Source organism: Paenibacillus sp. LPE1-1-1.1 (assembly GCF_040676435.1).
Lineage (GTDB): Bacteria > Bacillota > Bacilli > Paenibacillales > Paenibacillaceae > Pristimantibacillus.
Map to the genome: position 1 here is coordinate 46,116 of NZ_JBEGHY010000048.1, position 23,974 is coordinate 70,089.

Below are 23,974 nucleotides of genomic sequence, written 5' to 3' on the forward strand. Positions count from 1 at the left end.
AGGGTCCCACCTTTCTTATCCTAATCAAGAGAACGCGTACGCATAGCCACAAGCCCCATAGGCTTCCATTGCAGGAATGCGACGATACAGACAAACACGAGCACCTTGCCAAGCGAAGCATTCGTCCAATACTCAAACAAAGTATTGAACATGCCGATGCCCGTTGCTCCAAGCACGGTTCCGACAAGCTTACCGACTCCGCCGAGCACAACCACCATAAAGGCATCAACGATATAATAAGTGCCAAGCGACGGGCCTATCGGACCGAGCAGCGTCAGCGCACAGCCGGCAATGCCGGCAATGCCGGAACCGATAGCAAAGGTCATTGCGTCCACGCGGCGCGTCGATATCCCAAGACACGAAGCCATGTCGCGGTTTTGCATAACCGCCCGCATTCTTCTTCCCTCATGGCTGCGGTAAATATAGAAATACATCGCCACCAAACAAGCTATAACAAGAGCGATAATAAATATCCGTTTGTAAGGAAGCAGAGTACCATCCATAATTTTCAATCCGCCATTGAGCCAAGCAGGGCTCGTCACCGCTACGTTTGGCGCACCGAAGATCGACCTTGCCAGCTGCTGCAGCACCAGTCCGACGCCCCAGGTTGCAAGCAGGCTATCGAGCGGACGACCGTAAAGGAAACGAATAAGCGACATCTCTAAAATGAGTCCGAATAGAAAGGCAATGATAAAGCTAACCGGTACAGCCAGTACGAAATACCAATCAAACATCGATTTCGGCAAATAATCTTGAAATAGATTTTGCGTGAGGTACGTAGAGTAAGCGCCAATCATAATGAGCTCGCCATGCGCCATATTGATGACCTTCATCAGCCCGAATGTAATGGCAAGCCCCAAGGCAACAAGCAATAAAATGGAGCTAATGCTTAAACCGTTAAAAAGCTGCAGCAGAAACACTTCCATATGACCGCTCCTTTCCAGCGTGAACCAATAAAACAGAAGGGAAGTATTCGAAGCGATCGAATACTCCCCCTTGTATTGCTGCGTAGTAGACAAAAGCTTGCTTATGGATTATTCCGTAGGTTGAATGCTTGCCGCCCAATCATAGCCCTTCAGATATGGATCAGGCTTGACTGCTTCACCCGAATTCCAAAGTTCCTTGAACTGGCCGTCGGCTTGCACTTCTCCGATACGAACCGTTTTGTATATGTGCTGAGTAGCGCCGTCAATTTTCACTTTGCCCTCGGGAGCTTCCCACTCCAGCTCTTTTGCAGCTTCCTTCACTTTATCCACTTCAATGGAGCCTGCCTTCTCAACTGCCGCAGCCCATAGGTACACAGCCGTGTAGCCAGCCTCGATCGGATCCGCGGTTACGCGCTCATCGCCATATTTCTTTTTGTAGTTTTCAACAAAAGTCTTGTTAGCCGGCGTATCCGTGGTTTGATAGTAGTTCCACGCCGCCAAGTGGCCTTCCAGCACATCGACGCCAATACCGCGAATTTCTTCCTCGGCAACCGATACAGACAAAGTCGTCAAATCCTTGGCCGTAATCCCCGCATCCTTCAATTGCTTAAAGAATGCAACGTTGCTGTCGCCGTTCAAAGTGTTATAGACGACATCCGGCTTCGCTTCTTTGATTTTGCTAATCAGCGTACTGTAGTCGGTATGGCCAAGCGGTGTGTATTCTTCGCCAACCAGCTCGCCGCCTTCCGCCTTCAACTGCTCTTTAATGACGAGGTTTGCCGTACGAGGGAATACGTAATCCGAACCGAGCAAGTAAAATTTCTTGCCGCGATTTTCAAGCAGCCATGAAACCGAGGGTACAATTTGTTGGTTTGTCGTAGCGCCTGTGTAGAAAATATTGGGGGATGATTCTAGTCCTTCGTATTGAACCGGGTACCAAAGCAGTCCGTTTAACTCCTCGAACACCGGCTTCATCGCCTTCCGGCTTGCAGATGTCCACCCGCCAAATACGGTAGCGACGTTGTCTTCAGAGATCAGCTTGCGCGCTTTCTCTGCGAAGGTAGGCCAATCGGATGCGCCATCCTCAAGTACCGGTACGATTTTTTTGCCCAAAACACCGCCAGCCGCATTGATTTCATCAATGGCCATCATCTCTGCATCGATAACGGATACCTCGCTGATCGCCATTGTGCCGCTCTGCGAGTGCAGTATACCTACTTTAATTTCCCCCTCTGCGCTAGCTCCCGAATTTACGGCGTTCGTCGCCTGATCTGTTTCTCCGTTGGTAGATGCCTCTTTGTTGTTATTGGCGCCGCAGCCTGCCAGTACGATTGTTACCGCGACAAGCAACAAGCTAAACCCATAAAACATACTCTTTTTCATCTTCCCACTCCCCAAATCCTCATATTTGTCTCTATTTCCGAACATTCTCCAATAAACCCTATCCAACGTTCGTGGTCTCATTATAGTTCGACCATTATATGGATGTCAATATAGTTTACATTAAAAAAGAATCAAAGAGGAGGATTTAACGATAAACTAGTCATACTGAGGTATTTTTATTTAATTTATGTTATGTATATTGACATAAAATGAGTGTTACTTCTTCATATATTCGCTTTCCGTGTTTTTTATGATAACTAAATTAACATTACGTTCAATCAAAAAAACTCATCTCAAGGCAAAATGCCTTAAGATGAGTTTGGTTTCTAAACCGTTACATTTTTATTTTTTGTTCTCTTCGGCCCGCTTCACAAGCATTTCAACAAAGAGATCTATTTGTCCCATAATGGCTATCGGATCATAACGATAATAAGTGTCGAAGTCGTTATAGAATATCGTATTGTTTTTGGACGCATTCAATCCGCTCCAGACGCCTGACTCCTTCAGCTTTTTAAGCTCTTCGCCCTTTTTCTCGGGGTCGTAGGTCGTTAGGAACATATAGTCGGCTGCATATTCGGGCAATACCTCTAGCGATAATTGGACCGTCTGTTCCTTGGCGGTCTCGTTAACCGCCGGCATTTTCAGCTTCAGGGCATTATAGACAGCCTGTCCGCCGCGTCCTGCGTTATCGCCGAATATCCAAAGCTCGCCTTTGTCCGTTAGCTCGTAAAGGCCAAAGGTCGCATTCTCATCCACCACGCCTTTTAGCTTTTCACGGCCCTCAGCCGCTTTTTTATCAAAATCAGCTATAAACTGCTTCGCCTTGTCTTGAGAACCGGCAATATCGCCAAACAATTTTACTGTCTCATAAATATTTGTCGCGGTACCATAGGGAATATGCAGGGTAGGAGCAATTTTCGATAATGATTCGTAGCTCTCGTCATACATAACGACGATCAAGTCGGGCTTGAGCTCCAATACCTTCTCCACGTTAATTGGTGCGCCAACATCCTCCGCGCCTTTAAGCTGTTCCTTCAGAAATGGATTATCGAAGGCGCTTGGCTCAACGCCTACTACGTTAGCCCCTACGGCAAGTAACTCGCCGCCGTAATAGTCCGTAACCACTCTTAGCGGCTTTGTTGGAATTTCTACGGCTCCCTTTGCCGTTTCATAGCTGCGCAGTTGGGCTGCCGGCGCCTCTGTCTCAGGGGTCTCGGACTCCGCTGCTGGCGAATTCGTCGTTGCTTGACTTCCTTCGGTATTGTTTGTTCCGCCGCAGGCAGATACGAGGACTGACAATATTAGAATAAGCGCGCTAATCATGATGGTTGAATTCTTCTTTAACATGGTGTGCCTCCCTTTTCTCTTTGGACGATAAACCTCTCATTTGATAATGGGAATCATTATCGTTAGAAGCATATCAAATGCCTGCAGTAATCGTCCATAGATAGAAGTCACCTTATTACATGGATTATTGTCACCTCAGCCGCTTCGGGAAAGAAGGAGTTGAGCAATCATATTTGTAAGCTTCTGTAAGGATATGCCGTCGTTGGAGAAGCATTTATTGACAGGAATCGTGTAAACCCGGTTATTTCGGACGGCAGATAGCTGCTTCCACACCGGATCTGCCAGCAACCTTGTTGTTTTCTCCATTCCATCCTCTTCATAAACGCTTACGACCATATGGTCGGCGCCATAGCCTTGCAGTTCATCAAGCGTTATCCTTTTGCTTTTTCCGGCATTTAATACGTTGTTTAGTAAGGCTTCGGGCGGCCGCAACCCTAAAACATCATAAATAGCGAAAGCCCCGCGATCCTGCCGGGACAGCGCATAAATATGCCCATCCGCAATTTCATAGGCTGCCGCGGTCTCTTCCGGCCGCCATATCTGCTTCAGTCTATTTTTAAGCTGGTCCGCCAACTGGTTAAAGCCGGAAATCCAAGTCTCCGCCTCCATTTGCTTCCCAAGAATTTGTCCCATCTTGCGAATACGCTCAATCGGGCAAACTTCTTCCCACGGCTGGGAAAGGACAGGAGCAAGGGCACGCAACTGCTGAAGCTGATCCGGTCTTAAATAATTCGGCGCTACAATGATATCGGGCCGAAGCATGCGGACTTGATTGAAATCCCATTCCGCAAAGCCCGGCACGCCTGCCAGTTCATGCTTAAGCTGCTGGGAATAATGCAGAATGCGCGACTCCACGCCAACGGGTGCAATGCCTAAAGCCAGAAGGGTACCGATATATTGAAAGGCAACGATACGTTTTGGCATTAGGCGGAACTCCGTCGGATACATGCCCGTCGCCTGGTTAAATTTGCGGCTGAAATACAAAGCATCCTGATACCCCACAACAGAAGCTATCTCATTAATATGGCTGCTAGTTGTAGAGAGAAGCTCCTTCGCTTTGACTGTTCGCAGCTGTAGAATGAAGTCCGATATGCTTTGGCCCGTTTCTTTGTTGAACTGCTTGGATAAATAATGGGGATGATAGCCGGTTAATTGAGCCAGAAAAGGACGCTTCAGCTTGGTATTGTAGTTTTCCTTAATATAGTGAATAGCCCTTTGAACCGGCGTTTCTTGATTATAATAGGGTATTTTGGGGCCGGCAATGAACACCTCGTGCAACAGCTCAAGCAGCAGCCGCTGCTCGTCAAACGGATTACCGGTCCCTTCGGGCTGCATGCCGGTCTCGATAATCGCTTTAAACAACCCGAGCACAATGCCAAACCGAGGCGCAGCTAAAAGCCCGTTTTCAGGAAGTCCCTCTCCGTCATTGTAGTAAAGCAGCTGCTCGCGTTCATTAATAACCCTTTTATATTGATCAAATTGAATCACATACATATGCAAATTACTGCTGTTTAAGCTAGTTATTTCAACATTAGCCCCGGCATGTACGAATAAGAGGTAGCCGAAGCTAAGCTCAAAAGCCCTCTCGTTTATGGCCATCGTTCCGCAGCCCTCGCTAAGAATCATGATGGTTGGCGAACTAATCTTCATTAAGGCAGATGTTTCAGGGGCTTTTAGTACGATGCTTTCTGCCTTGCGGAGCAAATATTGGTTTGTCTTCATCAGGCTGCCCATCCTACCTTGCTTAGTTTTGTAAAAAGACCCCTTAACCACAATGGGTTAAAGGGTCTGATGAGCTAATGCTCTAATTATTTTGCTGCAGGAGCTTCTGTTGCAGGCGCTTCTGTTGCAGGAGCATCAGTCGCAGGTGTTTCTTCGCCGGCAGGAGCATCGCTTGCAGGAGTCTCCTCTTCAGCTTTAGGAAGCTTACTAACGATTTCTTGCTTCGGAAGCTCGTCCGTCATGTATTTGTTCATGAGCGTGTACGCTACTGCGCTTTTTACTGCATCTTTATCCGTTTCGCTCAATTTATCGAATGCCGGCGTATCGCGCTTCTCGACAAGAATAACATGGTAGCCGTATTCCGTTTCTACCGGATCGCCGATCACGCCAACTTCTTGTTTGTAAGCGGCTTGTTTGAACTCCTCAACCCAGCTTCCGTTTTTCTTGTCAGCGTATAGGCCGCCCGTTTCCTTGGAGCCTGGATCGTCGGAGTACTCTTTCGCAAGGGCCGCCCAGTCTCCGCCTGCTTCAAGCTTTTGTTTCACTTCTTTAGCACGAGCCAAAGCTTCTTCCGACGTACGAAGCTCTTTCTCTTCTTGCGTGGTTTCGTCCGTTGTTTTTGTTGCTACCAAAATATGACGAACCGTTACCGTCGCGTAATCAGCGCCGTTCGTTTCATATTCCGTTTTCATTTGCTCTTCCGTTACTTGGGAATTCATATGTGCAACTACTTTCGAAGTAAGCAGCAAATAGTTTTCCATGTCTTTGTTTTTCAATTTCTTCTCATCCAGCGCGGCTTTCAATTCTGTATTCGTCTCAAGCTCTGTCTTGAACTGCTTCATTTGTTCTTCTACTTCCGTTTCAGCCTCTTTAACGGCCTCCTTGGAAGCCTGGCTGCCTAAAATTTTGTAAGAAATATACTGCTGGAGCAACTGCTCCTTAAATTGCGGAATTTCAATAAGCTGCGCATAGGTAGGCTGGATAACAGTGAATACATCCAAATACTTGTTGAATTCCTTATCTGTTACATTACCGCCTTTATACGTTGCAACTTCTGTTTCTTTCGCGCCGCATGCCGCCATTGTCATGACCAGCAGCACTGCCACGATAAGCAGCGCGCCCTTGCGCCATGCCAATTTGCGTGAATTGTGTAACATGTTGAATCCCCTTTCATATTGTGAACTTGATAGTATTGTATCAGAAAAGGGACATATAAAGCGAATATTGTCTATGGCGTCACGTTTTGCAATTGGTCCGTAAAAAGGAGCGTATCCTTGTATCCTTGCAAAAACTGTTCGATCATATGAATCTTCTGCTCCATATTCAATCCCTTGCCGCGCAGCAGGATGCTTGGATTAGGTTCTTGATCGCTTCCCTGCTTGAAACGGTTCTCGTGCTTCAGGCAGAGCTGATCAACCCTTTTACGATCGATACGGCGTTTCTCGGCAGCTGCGAAGCGGAGCAAGATGTCATCGCCCTTGCCGCTTATTTGCTCAATGCCGTACATCGTGCCGTATACCTTCATTCTCGCCACTGCCAGCAAATTGCTTACTGCTTGCGGCAAATCGCCAAAGCGGTCGACTAGCTCGTCAATAACATCATCCGACTCTTCAAACGTTCGAATGGCCGCAACCTTTTTGTAAATTTCGATTTTTTGGATGCTGTCGTAAATATAGTCGGAAGGCAAATAAGCATCTATGCTGACATCGATTATGGTGCTAACCGGCTTCTCTTCCTTGATTTCTTCGCCGCTCATTTCCGCTTTACGCTTGGCAATCTCATCGGCAAGCATTTGCGAGTACATATCGAATCCTACGGAAGCGATAAAGCCATGCTGCTCCGCCCCAAGCAGGTTGCCCGCTCCGCGGATCGATAGATCCCGCATCGCGATTTTGAAGCCGGACCCAAGCTCCGTAAACTCCTTGATCGATTGCAAACGTTTTTCCGCTACCTCCGTGAGCACCTTATCCCGTTGATACGTAAAATAAGCGTATGCGATCCGGTTTGAACGTCCCACACGGCCGCGCAGCTGATAGAGCTGAGAGAGTCCCATTTTGTCCGCATCATGTACGATTAACGTATTGACGTTCGGAATATCAACACCGGTTTCGATAATGCTCGTGCTGACGAGCACATCCGACTCACCATCAAGGAAATCGAGGATGGTCTTCTCCAGCTCCTGTTCCGACATCTGCCCATGGCCAACAGCGACTCTAGCACCTGGCACAAGCGCATTAATCTGCTCTGCCATTTGATAGATGCCCTGTACCCGGTTATATAAATAATAGACCTGGCCGCCGCGCGCAAGCTCGCGCTCGATCGCCTCGCGAACAAGGGACGGGCTGTATTCGACCACATAGGTTTGTACGGGAAACCGGTTCTCAGGCGGCGTCTCAATAACCGACAAGTCCCTTACGCCGAGCATCGACATATGCAGCGTTCTCGGTATCGGAGTAGCCGTTAACGTAAGCACATCGACATTGGTTTTCAGCTTCTTCAGCTTTTCCTTATGGGATACGCCAAAGCGCTGTTCCTCATCGACAATCAATAGCCCTAGTGATTTAAAAATAATATCCTGTGAAAGCAAGCGATGCGTTCCGATGACGACGTCAACCGTTCCCGCTTTCAGCCCCTTCATCGTATCATTTTGTTCTTTCCGCGAACGGAAGCGGCTCAGTACCTGTACATTAATCGGATAACCCGCAAAACGCTCGCGGAATGTCTCATAATGCTGCTGCGCCAAGATCGTGGTCGGTACAAGTACCGCTACCTGCTTGCTGTCCATCGCCGCTTTGAACGCTGCACGGATCGCAACCTCGGTTTTGCCGTAACCCACGTCACCGCAAAGGAGACGGTCCATCGGCTGCGTTTTTTCCATATCCTTTTTAATCTCTTCAATGGCCCGAAGCTGGTCACGCGTCTCATCATAAGGAAACATAGCCTCGAATTCGTTCTGATAAGAGGTATCTTGTCCAAAAGAGTAGCCTGGCGCCGTCTGCCGCTCCGCATACAGCTTGATCAAATCGTCAGCGATATCCTGAACGGAGGCTTTTACTTTGCTCTTCGCACGGGTCCATTCGCTGCCGCCAAGCTTATTGACCTTCGGCTCTCTCTCTTCGTTGCCGACATATTTCTGAATCATGTCCACTTGCTCGATTGGAACGGACAGCTTATCGCCGCCAGCGTAAAGAATATGCAAATAATCTTTATGAATGCCTGCAATCTCGAGCGTTCCGATACCTACATACTTACCGATCCCGTGATTGTGGTGAACAACGTAGTCACCGACCTTGAGCTCCGTATAACTCTTAATACGTTCGGCATTGTCTACCTTTTTGTCCATTCTTCTTGCTTTGCGCTGCTTCTGCGAGAACATCTCGCCTTCTGTAATAATGACTAGATGGGCGGATGGCAGCTCAAACCCCGACTGCAAATTTCCCTCCAGCAGAGTAGGCATCTCAATGCTGTAATCATCAAGAACGCGGCGCATGCGCTCCATGCGCTCGGCATTGCCGGCCAGCATCATGACCGTTGCGCCCGTCTTATGCCAGCGCTCCATTTCGGTCTTGAGCAAATTCATCTGCCCATGGAAATTTTGCATCGAACGGCTGGTCATGTTCAAAATATTTTGCGGCTGCGAATGCGGGATCTGCCTTAGAAACAATGACAAGAAAAGCGTCGGGAACGGGCGATGGTGAAGGATCTCCTCCGTATCGCGCGCTAAAGCAAGATCCGGAAGCGACTTGCCGTTTTGCAGCAAATGCATCGACCACTCCGCTTCATCCCGCTCCAGCTGCTTAGACGTCTCTATTAAACGCGTCGGCTCGTCTAGTATGAGCAGCGTGTCACTCGGCATATAGTCAAGAATGGTTTGACGCTCCGGGTATAACAAAGATACATATTTATAAATTTCCGGGAAATAAACATGCTCGCGCATACGTTCGATCTCGCCGCCAAGCTCCGTGCGAAGACGGTCTTTTGCCGTGCGGTCCGTCATTTTATCGAGCTGCTTCTCAAGCAGCCGCTGCGCATGATTGGCTGCAATCTCCATCCGATGGCCATCGGCGAGCAGCTCCTGGCATGGAGGAACAATATAGGACTCTAAACGGTCGGAAGAACGTTGATCGGCTGGATCGAAGGCGCGAATGGAGTCAATATCATCTCCGAACCACTCGATCCGGTAGGCATGGGAAGCCGTTAACGGATAAAAATCCACAATGCCGCCGCGAACGCTCATCTCCCCGCGCAGTTCCACGCGGTCTGCCCTCGTATAACCGAGCGCCGTCATTTGACGCAAAAAAGTATCAATCGGAAGAGAATCGCCCACGTTAACCGCGATTTGGGCTTCCGCCATCACGCTGCTTATAGGCAAATAACGCCGTACCCCTGAGAATGGCACGACAACAATCCCGCGATAGCCTTTGGACAGCTTGATCAGCACATCCATTCGCTGCGCAAGCGTCTCGGGACTCGAGATCGCCGCTTCGGCAGCTACCAGCTCATTCGCGGGATAAAGCAACACATGGTCTGGAGAAAGACATTCCTGCAAATCTTCCGCAATCTTCTGCGCAGAGAACATGTTATGAGTAACAACAAGCATTGGACGATCTACTTCTTCCTGCAGGGCTGCTATGAGCACCTGCCTGGAAGAGCCTGCGAGCCCAGATATCATCTGTTCACGCATGCCTTTACGAATACCGGATATGACGGACTGAACGTCCGCATCCGCGGCAAAAGCATTGATTAACGCTTTCAACTTTTGCGACACCCCGTTTCTATACACAATCGGAGAGTGATACGATCGCTCCCTGTACATTGAAAAGAAGCCTCAGCCAACGCTAAGGCTCAAATTATTCACTTTCCGTCATTGCAACGGATTTGCTACCAAATGAAGCTCCGGGTTCGCGTCAATCGCCTCGCGGCAATAATCGCAGACCACCTTTACCGTCACATCTCCATTTGGGTCATACGCTATTATATCGCTGCGTTCTTCAGGGGTCAAGAAATGGAAACCGAGCTGATGCTCGGTTAAATTTGACCCGTTGAGTGATCCAATTGACGTTCTGCAGTGCCGACAGATATAGTTTACAGCCATATGTATGCCTCCTGAAGGGTCGTTATACCCTTCAGTATGCCCGTAATTACGCAATCTAACAGATTATCGGTTAAACTTTGCCATCGTTTCTTCAAAAGGCGCTTTCAACCTAAACTCGATCGCATCGCAAGCATCTGAAATCATGGCTGACAATAACTCCTGCTCGCCCTTTGGAAAGGTAGAGAGCACGTAATCCGCAATATTCATCCCCGGCTTCGGACGCGAGATCCCCATACGAACGCGGTCGAATGTCTGCGTGCCTAAATGCTGGATGAGCGATTTTATGCCGTTATGCCCGCCTGCGCTGCCTTGATAGCGCAGCCGGAGTTTTCCGATTTCGGTATCCAGATCATCATAGACAATGACCCCGTCTTCAACCTCCGCCTTAAAATAGTCCAGGAATGACCGAACGGATTCCCCGGACAAATTCATATATGTCATCGGCTTAATGAGAACGACCTTCGTGCCTTGTACATTTCCCTCACCGATTAATGCTTTGCATTTGCTTTGCGTTACGCTAACACCCCAGCGCTTTGCCAGCTCGTCAATGACCATAAACCCGACATTATGTCTCGTATTCTGATAAGCCGCGCCGGGATTTCCCAACCCTGCAATCCACCTCATTGCTTGCTCCACTCCTTTACGGACAAATGTATCATAATCTGTTGCAAGCGTAAATATGTGAAGGTGACCGAAGAAGGCACGCTCATCGCAGCGATAACTCTTACCGCAATCGCAAACAACGCCGCCCTATAAAAGGACGGCGCCGTATTATGCTGGATGCTGCCAATTCCAAAAATCAGCTACAGGCTCTTAACGCCTTCAAGCTTCGCTTCCTTGGAGCGAGATTCCGCCTCTGCCGTTTCCACGGCAGCGTCTTCTGCCTCTTCCTCGGTAAGCTCTTTTTGCGGTGCAAGTATCGTTGCTACAACCTGCTCCGGGTCCGCGAAGACCTCTACGCCCTTAGGGAGCTGCAGATCGCTTACCAGTATGCTGCCGCCTATGTCTAATGTCGAGATATCAACCGATAGGGCATCAGGGATATTGCCCGGCAAGCATTGCACCTCAAGCTCATGCAGGATCAGCTGCAAAATGCCGCCCTCACGGACGCCTTGAGAATCGCCTTCTGCATGGATGCGTACGTTTGCCCGCACATTTTCATTCATATTGATTTGATGAAAATCAACATGCAGCACCTGGCGGCTCAATGCGTCACGTTGTATCTCCGAGATCATCACTGATGTTTTCCCTTGTGATGGAATATTAATTTCAAGAACCGCATTCGGCTGAGAGCGCAACAATGCCTGCAATTCTTTGCCGTCCACAATGACTTGAGCAGAATCCGTTAATTGTTTTCCGTAAATAACACCAGGTATTTTCCCTTGGAGCCGCAATTGGCGCAACTCACCTTTCGTCGTGACAGTTCGTTGATCCGCGTTCATAGCTATCGCCATATTGATTACCTCCTAAAGTTTCGCTTAGTTTTGAACTGCAAACTAAGCTTCGTGAATCATTTCCCTATAACTTACCCACTCCATCCAAAAATTAAACTTTATTTGCCGCATTTCAATTGTATTCCCAAATATAAAGTCGATTTCAGAACGGTCGCACCGTATTATCAAACAAAAAAATGCCGGGATGGATTCATTGTCTGAATTCATCCCGGCATCCTATTAGCAATGCGGCTTATGATTGTTTCTTTTCTTTCTTCGCTTTGGCGCGTCCCCGAATCTTCTCGGCATAGCCTGGCTTATTTACTTGGCGCTCACGCGCGATTGCAAGATCGCCTGCAGGAACATCGTGGGTAACGGTAGAGCCCGCAACGACATAGGCGCCGTCTCCAATTTTCACCGGAGCAATCAAGTTAACGTTGCTGCCGACAAATGCATTGTCGCCGATTTCGGTCACGAATTTATTGTAGCCGTCATAATTGACCGTAATCGCGCCGCAGCCGATATTAACGTCCTTGCCAACCTTCGCGTCCCCAACATAGCTTAGATGGGAAACTTTGCTGCCGTCATCGAGCGAAGCGTTTTTGAGCTCAACGAAATCACCGATTTTGCAGCCGATACCAAGCTTCGAGCCTGGACGCAAATTCGCATAAGGACCTACAGAGCTTGTATCGCCTACGATAGATTCGGCAACAACGGAATACTTAATCGCAACGCCGTTTCCGATCGTACTGTCCGTAATATCCGCTTGCGGACCTATCACGCAATCCTCGCCGATAACGGTTGAACCGCGCAGAACGGTTCCCGGATAAATAACCGTATCGGATCCGATTTGAACATCTGCTTCAATATAAGTTGATGAAGCATCGATGAGCGTTACTCCGCCCAGCAAATGGTTCCGGTTAATCCGCTCGCGCATAAAGCGCTCCGCTTCCGCTAGGGCAACCCGGTCATTCACGCCGATTGCTTCTGCCAGATCCGTCGTGCAATAGCCTTGCACGGATTCGCCTTCTTCACGGAAGATGCCGATGACATCGGTCAAATAAAACTCGCCCTGCGCGTTATTGCTCGTTACCTTGGCGAGCGCCGCAAACAGCTTTTGGTTATCGAAGCAATAAGTGCCCGTATTAATTTCCTTGGTCGCTGCTTCTTCAGGCGAACAATCCTTTTGCTCCACAATCCGTTGAACGGTACCGTCTTGACCGCGAATAACGCGTCCATAGCCCGTCGGATCCTCGAACGCTGCCGTTAATACCGTTGCTGCCGCGCCGCTGGATTTATGCAGCTCAAGCATGGCGCTGATCGTCGATGCTTGCACCAGCGGTGTATCGCCGCAGATAACGATAGTCGTACCCTCTTCTTCGCCGAGCAAAGCCTCTGCTTGGCGTACTGCATGCCCCGTACCGAGCTGCTGCTCCTGCAGAACATATTCAGCGTTATTGCCCAAATACGATTTGACCATTTCCGCGCCGTGTCCCACGATAACAACCGCACGCTCTGCCGCTGCTTCCTTTACAACCCCCAGCACATGGCCAACCATCGGCTTGCCGCATATCGGATGAAGCACTTTATATAACTTCGATTTCATTCGCTTGCCCTGTCCCGCAGCAAGCACAATCGCCATAACCTTCAAATCAAAAACCCCCTAGATCATCTATAAATGATAATTACAGTATAGCTTACTATTAATCTATGCCCAGACAGGCAGTTCTGGCTAACGCCGCATCACCAAATGCTAGCTATATTATATTCCATTATACGAATATGTTCCCCTATTTCCAAGCGATATCGGCATATACCAATCTCATCCTGCAAAAACTAACCTTCTTCGGGTTAATTTTGAAAAGCATTATATAATAACTGAGTTCACAAAAAAAAGAAAAGAGAGCCATGGCTCTCTTCTCCAAACAACCCCAAAATCATAAAATGCTTTGGTTAAGCTCCTTCTTCAATTGCAACTTCTTCTGCAGCACGCTCATATTCAGCGAGAACAGCAGCCTGGATTTTCTCCCGAGTTGTTGAAGAGATCGGATGAGCGATATCCCGAAATTCTCCATCCGGAGTACGCTTGCTTGGCATTGCAACGAACATTCCATTGTTTCCGTCGATGACACGAATATCGTGAACAACGAATTCATTATCAATAGTAATGGATGCGATAGCCTTCATACGCCCTTCGGAATTTACGCGGCGGAGTCTGACATCAGTAATTTGCACTTGTGTTCACCACCTTTGTCTATGAGAGACTTGGTGTATACTTCCACATTTTTATGCCAATTCCTTCTACATTTTTGGTAAAATCATGCTCTATTTAAAATATTTTTTTAAAATAAATTTTTTTCGTTTTCATTCGACAATTGTCGATGCAATGACCTCTATTTCGACAAGGACATCCTTAGGCAGCCTTGCGACCTCAACGGTCGAACGAGCCGGCTTATGCTCTCCAAAGTAGGAGGCATAAATGCCATTTACCGCTGCAAACTGATTCATGTCTTTTATAAATACGGTTGCCTTCACTACATCCTGAAAGCTGGCACCCGCTGCCGAAAGCACGGCCTCCAAGTTACGGAACACCTGGTGGGTCTGTTCTTCAATGCCGCCCTCTACAAGCTGACCTGACGAATCAAGTGGAATTTGTCCTGAAGTGAACAATAATCCTCCCAGCTTAATCGCTTGCGAATACGGTCCGATCGCTGCAGGAGCTTGATCTGTTGCAATCACTTGCAGTTGTTGCTTCGTTGTCATTATGGTCCCAGCCTTTCCGTAGATGTAGATATAAATCTTCTAAATACAAGTATCTATATTCTATGCCTTAAAATAATTTCCCGGAATTACCGTCGTCTGCTTTGTCTTCATATCAACCGCAGTCAGCTTCGCGAGCGATACATAGTCCTCAAGGAGACGTTCCTCTAGTTCCACCTCGCCGGATTCAACGAACACGCCGACACCCGCTACGATAGCCTTAAATTCGAACAGCAAATCCATCATGCCTTGAATCGTCCCGCCGGCTTTCATGAAGTCGTCAATGATAAGGACACGCGACTGTTCCTTAAGCGCTCTGCGCGCCAGGGACATGGTCTGTATGCGCTTGGTAGACCCCGATACATAGTTAATGCTAACCGCGGAGCCTTCCGTTACCTTATTATCTCGGCGTACGATAACAACAGGGATGTTCAAGCAGGCAGCCGTTGCGTAAGCAAGCGGTATTCCTTTTGTCTCTACCGTCATAATCACGTCAATCTTCCGGTCTGCGAAGGCGGTCGCAAACATTCTGCCGACATCCGCAAGAAGCTCCGGCTGGCCTAACATATCCGTTATATACAAATAGCCGCCGGGAAGAACCCTCTCAGGCTGCTCCAGCTGGCGGCAAATGCTCGTCATAATGGTAAGAGCCGTTGATTCTTGCATTTTTGGCGTATACTTTACTCCGCCCGCTGCTCCGGCAAGCGTATGAAGCTCGCCAATGCCCTCTTCCTCAAACACTTCTTTGATAATCGCCAAGTCCTCGCTAATAGAAGACTTTGCCGACTGATATCGATCAGCAAATGCTGTAAGTGAAATTAACGTGTGGGGTCGACTTAACAGGTATTGGGTCATTTCTACCAACCGCGAGCTCCGTTTCAACTTCTTCAAACACATCTCCCCCCACTAAATCCGAATAATATAATGTCAATATAACATTTTTATACGGATTTAATCAAGAAGAACGTCAGTCCTATGTCAGCATTCTTACCACATAGACTTCTTTGCAAAAGCCGCGGAGCCCGTTATAAATACGAGGAAGCTTGGCTTCCTTCGAAACAAGGCCGAATACGGTAGGTCCGCTTCCCGACATAAGGACGCCGTCGGCACCAAGCCGAATCATGCTTTCCTTCAGCTGCATAACCTCAGGATAGACGTCTAAAGTAACATTCTCGAGTACATTGCCTAACCCTTCGCAAATATCGTTAAAAGAGCCCCGCTCCAGCGCGCTTACCATATTCGGAATCGAAGGATGCTCTTTGAGCTCATTGGCGCGGAATCTGCTGTATACGTCAGCCGTCGATACATTGATTGGAGGCTTCGCTAGAACGACCCAGCATTGCGGTGGATTCGCGATATGCTCAAGAACCTCTCCTCGGCCGCGGGCAATAGCCGTACCGCCCGTTACGCAGAACGGAACGTCGGAACCGAGTTCAGCCCCAAGACGGCACAGCTCCTCCTCTGGGATTTGGAGCTTCCATAGCCGGTTGAGTCCGCGCAGCGCAGCAGCAGCATCGCTGCTTCCTCCTGCGAGGCCCGCAGCGACAGGAATTTTTTTGTCTAAGTGGATATATACGCCTTGCTTTACATCATAGCGTTCTTTAATAAGCCTAGCCGCCTGGAAGGCTAGGTTCTTCTCGTCTAGCGGTATGTAGCCGACTTGGCTCGAAATAATGATGGTGTCTCTAGGCAGCTCTTCCATTTCAAGCCGGTCAGCAAGGTCAACCATCGTCATGATCATTTCGACTTCATGGTAACCGTCATCGCGCTTGCGGAGCACATCGAGCAGTAAATTAATTTTGGCAGGAGCTTTTTCATAAATTTTCATCCGATAAGTTCACCCGTTCGTTCATATGCTTAAGGCTCATTATATCAAACGAACGCAATAAAAGCTAAGAGATGACAATCCACAAATTTCCGATTGTCATCAACTTAGCTTTTTTCATGCCAAAATGCCGGTTTTATTTAAGGCTGGTTCGATTTTGCAGCGGCCTGCTCAGCAAGTTCGATCGCGCGTTTGACCATATTGCCCGCATCCTTCGCACGTATGCTTCCCCAGCCCTCTTGCTGCACGGTATCATAAAATCCTAGATCCTTAGCCAGCTCGTATTTCAATTGCTCCGACATCACACTGCGTCTTCTGCGACTCATTTGCACAACCTCCACATTCGAATTAGCCCTATTCAAAATATACGCCTGCCACTATTGCATAGGTAGTATGCTTCCGTAAAGGCCGAAGGATACGCGATGAACAGGTACCATAATTCGGGTTGTACTTGCTGTCTATAGGCACAAAAAAAAAGCGCAGATGCGATCTGCGCTAACATGCCTCACTAGGCGATATATATTCTATTGTTGCAAATGGGCGATACGGACTTGACCTTCATCATTGCATACGGTCACTTCCACCGACTCCGTCAGTATGTCCGCATAGCTGTATGAGACGCGTTTGAAAGCGTGTTGTTCTTCATCCAGCTTAACAATGAAAACAGAAGGGTAGGTTTCTTCCAACGTACCGGTTCGTTCGATGGTCTTTCGTCGGCCACCGTTCGCTCGAAGACGGATTTTGGAGCCAACATGAGCTTCCAAACTGCGTTTAATATCCAATAGCGCATTTTTTGCCATTGTCCACTACCACCTCTTTCCTTGTTCATTATAACCAAAAAGAGGGGGCTTGTCAAATGAGGTAAAATATTATATCAGTCGGAATATTTACTTGTCAACGGTGATTTCACCCATTTTTAAAAAAGTATGCATAGGAATGCAAAAAATATACATATTAAGAAGTTGCTTGAACTCCAATATGTATATTTACGCTTTTCACAGCGGTATTTTGCATCGTTTCACAGGTAAAACATTATGGAATAACGCTCGATTTCTTGCCATTACTGCTTCAATACCGAATTGGAAGCCGTTATTTGTGGCTTGGGCAGGCCGACGCGAAAACGTCCCATTGTCTCAATTCCGCCCAATCCGTCAATACCGCTTATCGTGCCGTGAATGACATCAGATAAATTAATGGTGTCCTTAATCGACGTGTAGCTTGCTTTAATTGCAATATAGACAGGATCCAGCGCGTGGATCAATATTCGTCCGGGCGAGCTTGCAAAGTTCGAGCCCACCTGCAGCAGTGCCTCAAAATGCGACTGGCAAGCGCCGGCAATAACGATTAAACCGTCTCGGTTTCTCTCATATTCGCGTGCCACACGTACGGCATTAACGAAATGCTGTGAGTTTTTGTAACTGCTAAGGCTGTACAGATCCATTTGCGCGCGGTTCTTTAGCACGCCGTCATGGCCGGTAATTACGACAATATCCGGTTGAAATTGTGGCAGCAATCGGTACAGCACATCAGCCATTTGGGATTCATGCACGTGGAGACCATGGGAAGGGACATGCATCGTATTGTACAATTGCATGCTCTTCTTCAAATAGTTACCGTCGCCGTCGAGATGAAGCACTTTCCCTGGCACTTCAAAAAATGGCTGGCTCTGCTGCAACGCATGCCGAATATTATCCTCGTTCTCCAATGCTTGGCGTTCACGTTCGGAATGCATACGTTTTAAAGAATCATTTACTTTAATTCGTACTTGCTGCACCGCTCTTGTCGTTTCTGGATCGCGTATGACCGACAAATCAGGAATCGGAGCATCCGCAAGCAATCGGTAGTCCGTGCCCTTCAGAATGGCAGTATTTGTACGAACAGCCTCAACCTTGAATAGCACGTCACCGCCATACGATTTGCGGACGACCAGGTCCCCTTGCTTCATGGGTAAATCACCTCTTCGTCTATCCTATGGGCAGACAGGGCGAATGGTGAGTATTTTATAACGAAAGGATTGGCTTACCAGCCGGCCTCCAGCATGCTGCGGCTGATTCGGGCAAATTCCTCCAGCGAGAGCGTCTCGCCGCGCCTGATGGGATCAATTTCGTTCTTCAGAAGCATCTCCGTTAGCGCCTCGCGCCGTTCCTTGCCTACAAAGGCAGTCAGATTGTTGGCCAACGTCTTCCTACGCTGTGCAAAGCTGGCTTGTACGACACGGAAAAAATGATCCTCATCCGGCACGTCGACAGCAGGCTTTTCGCGCAAGGACAACTTGATTACGGCAGAATCGACATTAGGCTGGGGAATAAACACGGTATGCGGTACCGTACAGACCACCTTTGGCACGCAATAATATTGTACCGCTACGCTGAGACTGCCGTATTCCTTGCCTCCCGGCTTAGCAGCCATACGTTCTGCCACTTCCTTCTGGATCATGACAACGATGTGCTCAAGCGGCAGTTTCTCCTCCAGCAGCTTCATCAAAATCGGCGTGGTGACATAGTAAGGCAAATTCGCCACGACGCTAACGCCGGAAACATCAGCAAACTGCTCCTTAAAGAGCTGTTTCAAATCCAGCTTAAGCACATCGCCATGAATCACGGTCGTATGTGCCTCGTCAGCCAGTATATCATTCAAAATCGGAATGAGCCGATTATCGATTTCTACGGCCGTCACCTTGCCAGCGGCTTGCGCAAGCCGCTGCGTAAGGGCGCCGATGCCCGGTCCAATCTCAAGTGCTCCTTTTGTTTCATCAAGTTCGGCAGCCGCAACGATATTATTCAAAATATTTTGGTCGATCAGAAAGTTTTGACCCAAGCTTTTCTTGAAGGAGAAGCCGTATTTCGCAATGATTTCTTTGGTACGTTTTGGTGTAGCCACTTCAATCGAAGCCTGCTTTACCGCAGACCCGCTGCTAACTTCATTCTGTTCATGACCGTTCATCCGGCTAACCCCCTAGTTCCTCTTCCATTTTGCGGAAAGCTTCAATGAATTCCGCTTTGGAAATCCGAAAGCTTGTACAGCGTTTATAAAATTGTTTGCCGTTCGCATACCCTATCCCGAGCAGCCTGCCTATAACCAAACGCCGGTTAGACGCATCAGGATGCACAATGAGGCCCGCTTCCATTAAATCCTCGAAGCTGACTTCTCCCGTTTCATCCGCCGTCTCTGTACGCAGCTCGAAGAGTGCCGTGCGTATCGCCTCGGGACTCGCGTTTTCAATGCCGATATCTCCTTTGTACAGGGCCTTCTCCTGCGGCAAAAAAGCATGCTTGCAGCCCGGTGCATGGCGCGCGACGATTTTTCGTATCCGTTCTCCCGCATGATCGGGATCTGTAAATATGATAATGCCGCGGCGCTCGTTCGCCAGTGCGATTCTCCTCAGCACATCCTCGCCGATTGCCGAACCGTTTGTTTCTATAGTATCTGCTTCCACCGCTCGTTTAATGGCGACGGTATCGTCTTTTCCTTCAACGACAATGATCTCTTTGATCATCAAGATCATCCCCTTCTACATATGCTGCAACAGCCCCGAAAACATGCAAAAAGAAGAGGCAGTGCCTCTCCTTATGATGGCATATTTAATTAAAAATGGCGATAAGATGATGGTAACGCTACTTATTAGCTGGCACTAGGTTTGTTCGGTCCCAAGACATATACGGTAATGCCTTTTTTCCTTCCGAACTTATTGGCAACCTTCGTACTATCAAAGTATACGTCAATTTTGTTCCCTTTAATCGCACTGCCTTTATCCTCAGCACGGCGGAAACCGATTCCTTCAATATATACCCACCAGCCAATTGGAATAACCTTCGGATCAACGGCTATCGTACGCCCTTCTTGTACGCGCGCACCTGATGCCGTAATTCCGTATAGCGGATGTCCAACATCTTTGCCTGTTGAAGCCACACCTGCAGAATATGCCGTCAGCGTGACATTCTTAAGCACTTTCTTCGCGTTGAACGTTACTCCGCTTTTCGTTAACGCTGCAATGCTCGGGCTTTTGCTCGAGAGCACCGTAACCTTAGGCTCTGCCTTCTTCGTACCGATCGCGACGACCTGATCAACTGCAGCTGTCTCGACAACCTTGCTGACCATCTTCTTCGAAATAAGAACGCCGTCCTCGTATTGCTTCTCGATGCTCTCAACGATAAGACCCTGCTTGCCAGTTTGCACAAGCCTTTCCTTGCCCGCCGCAAGTGTCGGATCCGACTTCTTCACGATAGAGAAAGGCATCGCGCGTTCGGTCTCTGACACCTTCGTGTCGACGCGAACAACCGTTACCGTCAGCTCCGCATCCAAAACCGTTTGTAGCGGAGGAATAACTTTATCTTGACCACGAACTGGAATATGTAATTCCTCGATCGCTGCCTGTACTGTTCTTTTTGTCGTGTATACAGTAGAGGTCTTGCCATCAGCTTTCACAATTACCGGTATCGCATGAGTTACCTCGATACGATCTCCGTCCTTTATTGCCGCATTAAGCGGTATGGACACCTCATCATGTGGTCCAATTGCGATAGCTTGTTCATCCAGTAGGCGTTGCAGGACCCATTGCTTCGTTTCCACAATGGTTTCTTGTCCGTTCACTACTACGGAGACGCTTTTGACAGCCGTTCCGTACAACAACACCAAAAACATGAAAGTCATAGCGATTGAGATAGTAGCACTCAAAAGAATCAAACGCAAGTTTTCACGCTTCCATCGCAATGCGAAAGACATGCTGGATGATCGTTTCCCATGGGTGTCCTTTACCTGGAGTATTCCCACTTCATCGGTCCTCCTTCATAGCCCCGCCGCCAAGTGTTACGCATGATACAACTGACGCGACTATAGTATATTGGCGTGCAAGCACGCAGTCCAGTATTGCTATATCGACCCTCCCACCCCCATCTTTTATCCCTATGTCGACATATTTCCGATTATTCGAAAATAAAAAGAAGCCGTCGACAGAGGATCTGTTTCGTGGCTTCCCGAGTAATTGTTTACACTGGGATACAGGAAAATGGATGCACGAGGTTGATCACTCTCTATAACGCTTACGAGGTTAGCTGACGGATTCGGGCAAGAGAGCCGCCCTATTCTTAACGCAATGCTCATGGCAAAGGCTTCGAAATTCACCCCTGAAGAATTCATAATACGGTACAATAACCCGCACCTGGTTCCCCCGCTCTCCAATTGGAGATTAAGCGCAAACTGGAAATCCAATACAAAATGTTAATGCTCTGAGATGAATCATACCCTCATAAGCGGTCAATTGTAAAGATACGATAAAAGACGATTTAAGCGAAAAAGGTGGATAAAGACGGAATAATTAAGCGATAATCACGATAAAAATCACTTTTTACGCGATAAAGGTCTTTTATTCTCTTCATTTCTCTCGTTTTCATACAATCCCAAAACATTTTTTACCGTTCTCGGTCGTAATTGCGCCTATTTCATCTACCGTTTTACCCAATAATTGGGAAGCCATCTCTGCGACGAGCGATACATAAGAGGACTCATTTCGCTTCCCTCTGAAGGGGTGAGGAGCCAAATACGGAGCATCCGTTTCGATCAAAATCCGGTCGAGCGGAACCTGCTTAAGCACCTCTTTCGGCACCCTTGCATTTTGGAATGTAACCGGCCCTCCGAACGAAATATAAAAATTCATATCCAAGCATTGTTTGGCCGTTTCCCAGCTGCCTGAGAAGCAGTGCATAACGCCTCCGACCTCTGCAGCGTTTTCCTCTTGCAAAATGCGAATGACATCCTCATGCGCATCGCGATTATGGATGACAATCGGCTTTCCTACCTTGCGGGCAAGACGGATCTGCTCCCGAAAAACGCGCTGTTGGACATCTTTTGGCGAAGTATCCCAGTGATAGTCGAGCCCAATTTCGCCTATAGCAACAACCTTTTCATGCGAGCAAAGCTGCTCGATCCATTCTAAATCCCCAGGACGCATATCAATGCTGTCAACGGGATGCCAGCCTACCGCTGCATAAATAAAATCATATTTCTCGGCAAGCGCCATCGTCGTAGGAATGGTTTCGCGGTTAAAGCCAATATTGACGAGCATATGCACGCCTGCATCCTTTGCGCGCTGTATGACCTCGTCGCGATCCTCATCGAATTTATAGGAGTCCAAATGGGTATGTGTATCAAAAAGCAATGTCATGTATGTGTCAGCCTCCATTAAGCAAGTTTGAATAGGTTTTTTAATTTATCAGGAATTAAGTGTATGTTGCTCTTGAGAGGCTCCTCGGGGTAATACAAATGGTATTCACCCTGATGAAGCCCCGTAATTGAACGAACAATGTCGGATTTAGCAGATATTTCACCTATTTCATCCTGTTCGTCTAACAACAAAATCGGCGCTTTTTCTTTCTTTTCGCCTTCTTTTTTATCTGGTCGATAAACGTCATACGGCAGGTCAAAAGGAAAATCGATCTCCATATGATAATCGGGATTCATTCCTATAGAAGAAAAGCAATCGCTGATTTCATTTAGAAGTGCTTCATCAGGATTATCAATGGTTATATATTTATATAACCGGCGGTTCATAAACCGGCTGCATAGATCGCTTAGCAGGGGATCCCGCTCCTCAGCCCACTGCGTGAAAGCCGTTTGAACCAAAGCCTCATCCAATTTTAAATAGTCTTGGACCGTCATCGTGTTATGAATAAGCCCCTTAATTGGCTTCGGTATCCAATCAAATACATACCCACCCACATAAAGTTCCTGCGCTCTACGAAATATTTGACGTAAAATAATCTCAGAGCTTCTTGTAACTGGATGGAAGTAAATCTGCCAATACATTTGATAACGAGACATCAAGTAATGCTCTACTGCGTGCATTCCGCTCTCTTTGACTACAATTTTCCCTTTATAGGGACGTAATACGCGCAAAATGCGCTCTAAATCAAAATTGCCGTAATTAACGCCGGTAAAATAAGCGTCTCTTAATAAATAATCCATTCGGTCCGCATCCATTTGACTGGATATTAAGCTTACGACAATTGGCTTTGGATATGTTTTTTGAATGACTGCCGCTACCTGTGCAGGAAACTGCTCCGAAACTGCCCGCAGCACTCGATTAATTTCTGTATCCTCCAGCACGATTTTACATGTCCACTCTTCATGGTCCGTGTCGAATACCTCCTCTAAGGAGTGGGAGAACGGTCCGTGACCGACATCATGAAGCAGCGCCGCGCAGAGTGAGACTAATCTTTCCTCAGCAGGCCAATCCGGATACCCGTGTCGTTCGAACTGGGAGATAATTTTTCGTGTAATTTCATATACGCCAAGCGAATGGGAGAACCGGCTGTGCTCGGCACCATGGAATGTTAAATAGGAGGTTCCTAATTGACGTATCCGCCGCAGCCTTTGAAACTCTTTTGTATTGATTAAATCCCAAATTGTTTGGTCCTGAACATAAATATAATTGTGGACTGGATCCTTAAAAACTTTCTCTTCCGTCAGCTGTTGCTTCATCGTCTCT

The 23,974-nt window shown here is 47.8% G+C and carries 22 protein-coding genes and 1 riboswitch; all 22 genes read right to left on the minus strand.

Annotated features, from left to right (window positions below; translation table 11 throughout):
• Positions 1-20: 20 nt before the first annotated feature.
• Positions 21-926, minus strand: coding sequence for an urea ABC transporter permease subunit UrtB (gene urtB, locus MRBLPE1_RS32945; protein ID WP_364154760.1), 906 nt, complete (start codon positions 924-926; stop codon positions 21-23).
• Between the two features lie 108 nt (positions 927-1,034).
• The gene (gene urtA, locus MRBLPE1_RS32950) at positions 1,035-2,309 is read right to left on the minus strand and encodes an urea ABC transporter substrate-binding protein (RefSeq protein WP_364154763.1); all 1,275 of its coding nucleotides are present in this window, start codon (positions 2,307-2,309) and stop codon (positions 1,035-1,037) included.
• Positions 2,310-2,651: 342 nt separating this feature from the next.
• Positions 2,652-3,656 carry an ABC transporter substrate-binding protein gene (locus tag MRBLPE1_RS32955; protein WP_364154766.1) on the minus strand — a complete coding sequence of 335 codons (1,005 nt, stop codon included), beginning with the start codon at positions 3,654-3,656 and terminating at the stop codon, positions 2,652-2,654.
• Between the two features lie 135 nt (positions 3,657-3,791).
• Complete coding sequence (locus MRBLPE1_RS32960) at positions 3,792-5,378, minus strand: AraC family transcriptional regulator (protein WP_364154768.1); 1,587 nt, start codon at positions 5,376-5,378, stop codon at positions 3,792-3,794.
• 86 nt (positions 5,379-5,464) lie between these two features.
• Positions 5,465-6,535 (minus strand): peptidylprolyl isomerase, encoded by a 1,071-nt coding sequence (locus tag MRBLPE1_RS32965; protein ID WP_364154771.1) that lies wholly within the window; start codon positions 6,533-6,535, stop codon positions 5,465-5,467.
• A gap of 71 nt (positions 6,536-6,606) precedes the next feature.
• Entirely contained in the window at positions 6,607-10,134 is a 3,528-nt protein-coding gene (mfd, locus tag MRBLPE1_RS32970; protein ID WP_414698955.1) for a transcription-repair coupling factor, read from the minus strand.
• 108 nt (positions 10,135-10,242) lie between these two features.
• Positions 10,243-10,473 (minus strand): anti-sigma-F factor Fin family protein, encoded by a 231-nt coding sequence (locus tag MRBLPE1_RS32975; RefSeq protein ID WP_364154777.1) that lies wholly within the window; start codon positions 10,471-10,473, stop codon positions 10,243-10,245.
• 63 nt (positions 10,474-10,536) lie between these two features.
• On the minus strand, positions 10,537-11,097 hold the full coding sequence (pth, locus tag MRBLPE1_RS32980; RefSeq protein WP_364154780.1) for an aminoacyl-tRNA hydrolase: 561 nt from the start codon (positions 11,095-11,097) through the stop codon (positions 10,537-10,539).
• Positions 11,098-11,276: 179 nt separating this feature from the next.
• Positions 11,277-11,927, minus strand: a complete 651-nt coding sequence (locus MRBLPE1_RS32985) for a 50S ribosomal protein L25/general stress protein Ctc (RefSeq protein ID WP_364154782.1) — start codon at positions 11,925-11,927, stop codon at positions 11,277-11,279.
• Between the two features lie 232 nt (positions 11,928-12,159).
• The gene (glmU, locus tag MRBLPE1_RS32990) at positions 12,160-13,557 is read right to left on the minus strand and encodes a bifunctional UDP-N-acetylglucosamine diphosphorylase/glucosamine-1-phosphate N-acetyltransferase GlmU (protein WP_364154785.1); all 1,398 of its coding nucleotides are present in this window, start codon (positions 13,555-13,557) and stop codon (positions 12,160-12,162) included.
• 302 nt (positions 13,558-13,859) lie between these two features.
• Positions 13,860-14,141: a septation regulator SpoVG gene (gene spoVG, locus MRBLPE1_RS32995; RefSeq protein ID WP_028609566.1), complete on the minus strand. Its 282-nt coding sequence runs from the start codon at positions 14,139-14,141 to the stop codon at positions 13,860-13,862.
• A 129-nt stretch (positions 14,142-14,270) separates the two neighbouring features.
• The gene (locus tag MRBLPE1_RS33000) at positions 14,271-14,669 is read right to left on the minus strand and encodes a RidA family protein (RefSeq protein WP_364154789.1); all 399 of its coding nucleotides are present in this window, start codon (positions 14,667-14,669) and stop codon (positions 14,271-14,273) included.
• A gap of 60 nt (positions 14,670-14,729) precedes the next feature.
• Complete coding sequence (purR, locus tag MRBLPE1_RS33005; protein ID WP_364154791.1) at positions 14,730-15,557, minus strand: pur operon repressor; 828 nt, start codon at positions 15,555-15,557, stop codon at positions 14,730-14,732.
• A gap of 82 nt (positions 15,558-15,639) precedes the next feature.
• The gene (gene ispE, locus MRBLPE1_RS33010) at positions 15,640-16,494 is read right to left on the minus strand and encodes a 4-(cytidine 5'-diphospho)-2-C-methyl-D-erythritol kinase (RefSeq protein WP_364154794.1); all 855 of its coding nucleotides are present in this window, start codon (positions 16,492-16,494) and stop codon (positions 15,640-15,642) included.
• 137 nt (positions 16,495-16,631) lie between these two features.
• On the minus strand, positions 16,632-16,817 hold the full coding sequence (locus MRBLPE1_RS33015; RefSeq protein ID WP_364154797.1) for a small, acid-soluble spore protein, alpha/beta type: 186 nt from the start codon (positions 16,815-16,817) through the stop codon (positions 16,632-16,634).
• 198 nt (positions 16,818-17,015) lie between these two features.
• Positions 17,016-17,291 carry a biofilm formation stimulator Veg gene (gene veg / locus MRBLPE1_RS33020; protein ID WP_053373389.1) on the minus strand — a complete coding sequence of 92 codons (276 nt, stop codon included), beginning with the start codon at positions 17,289-17,291 and terminating at the stop codon, positions 17,016-17,018.
• Positions 17,292-17,551: 260 nt separating this feature from the next.
• Positions 17,552-18,436, minus strand: a complete 885-nt coding sequence (yabG, locus tag MRBLPE1_RS33025) for a sporulation peptidase YabG (protein WP_364154800.1) — start codon at positions 18,434-18,436, stop codon at positions 17,552-17,554.
• A gap of 74 nt (positions 18,437-18,510) precedes the next feature.
• The gene (gene rsmA, locus MRBLPE1_RS33030; protein WP_364154803.1) at positions 18,511-19,434 is read right to left on the minus strand and encodes a 16S rRNA (adenine(1518)-N(6)/adenine(1519)-N(6))-dimethyltransferase RsmA; all 924 of its coding nucleotides are present in this window, start codon (positions 19,432-19,434) and stop codon (positions 18,511-18,513) included.
• A gap of 4 nt (positions 19,435-19,438) precedes the next feature.
• Positions 19,439-19,987: a ribonuclease M5 gene (rnmV, locus tag MRBLPE1_RS33035; protein WP_364154805.1), complete on the minus strand. Its 549-nt coding sequence runs from the start codon at positions 19,985-19,987 to the stop codon at positions 19,439-19,441.
• Positions 19,988-20,112: 125 nt separating this feature from the next.
• A complete protein-coding gene (locus tag MRBLPE1_RS33040) occupies positions 20,113-21,261 on the minus strand; it encodes a ubiquitin-like domain-containing protein (protein WP_364154808.1) in 1,149 nt (382 codons plus the stop codon).
• A gap of 251 nt (positions 21,262-21,512) precedes the next feature.
• Positions 21,513-21,693: riboswitch (cyclic di-AMP (ydaO/yuaA leader) on the minus strand.
• A gap of 184 nt (positions 21,694-21,877) precedes the next feature.
• Positions 21,878-22,645, minus strand: coding sequence for a TatD family hydrolase (locus tag MRBLPE1_RS33045; RefSeq protein WP_364154836.1), 768 nt, complete (start codon positions 22,643-22,645; stop codon positions 21,878-21,880).
• A gap of 23 nt (positions 22,646-22,668) precedes the next feature.
• Positions 22,669-23,967 (minus strand): HD domain-containing protein, encoded by a 1,299-nt coding sequence (locus MRBLPE1_RS33050; protein ID WP_364154810.1) that lies wholly within the window; start codon positions 23,965-23,967, stop codon positions 22,669-22,671.
• Positions 23,968-23,974 lie beyond the last annotated feature (7 nt).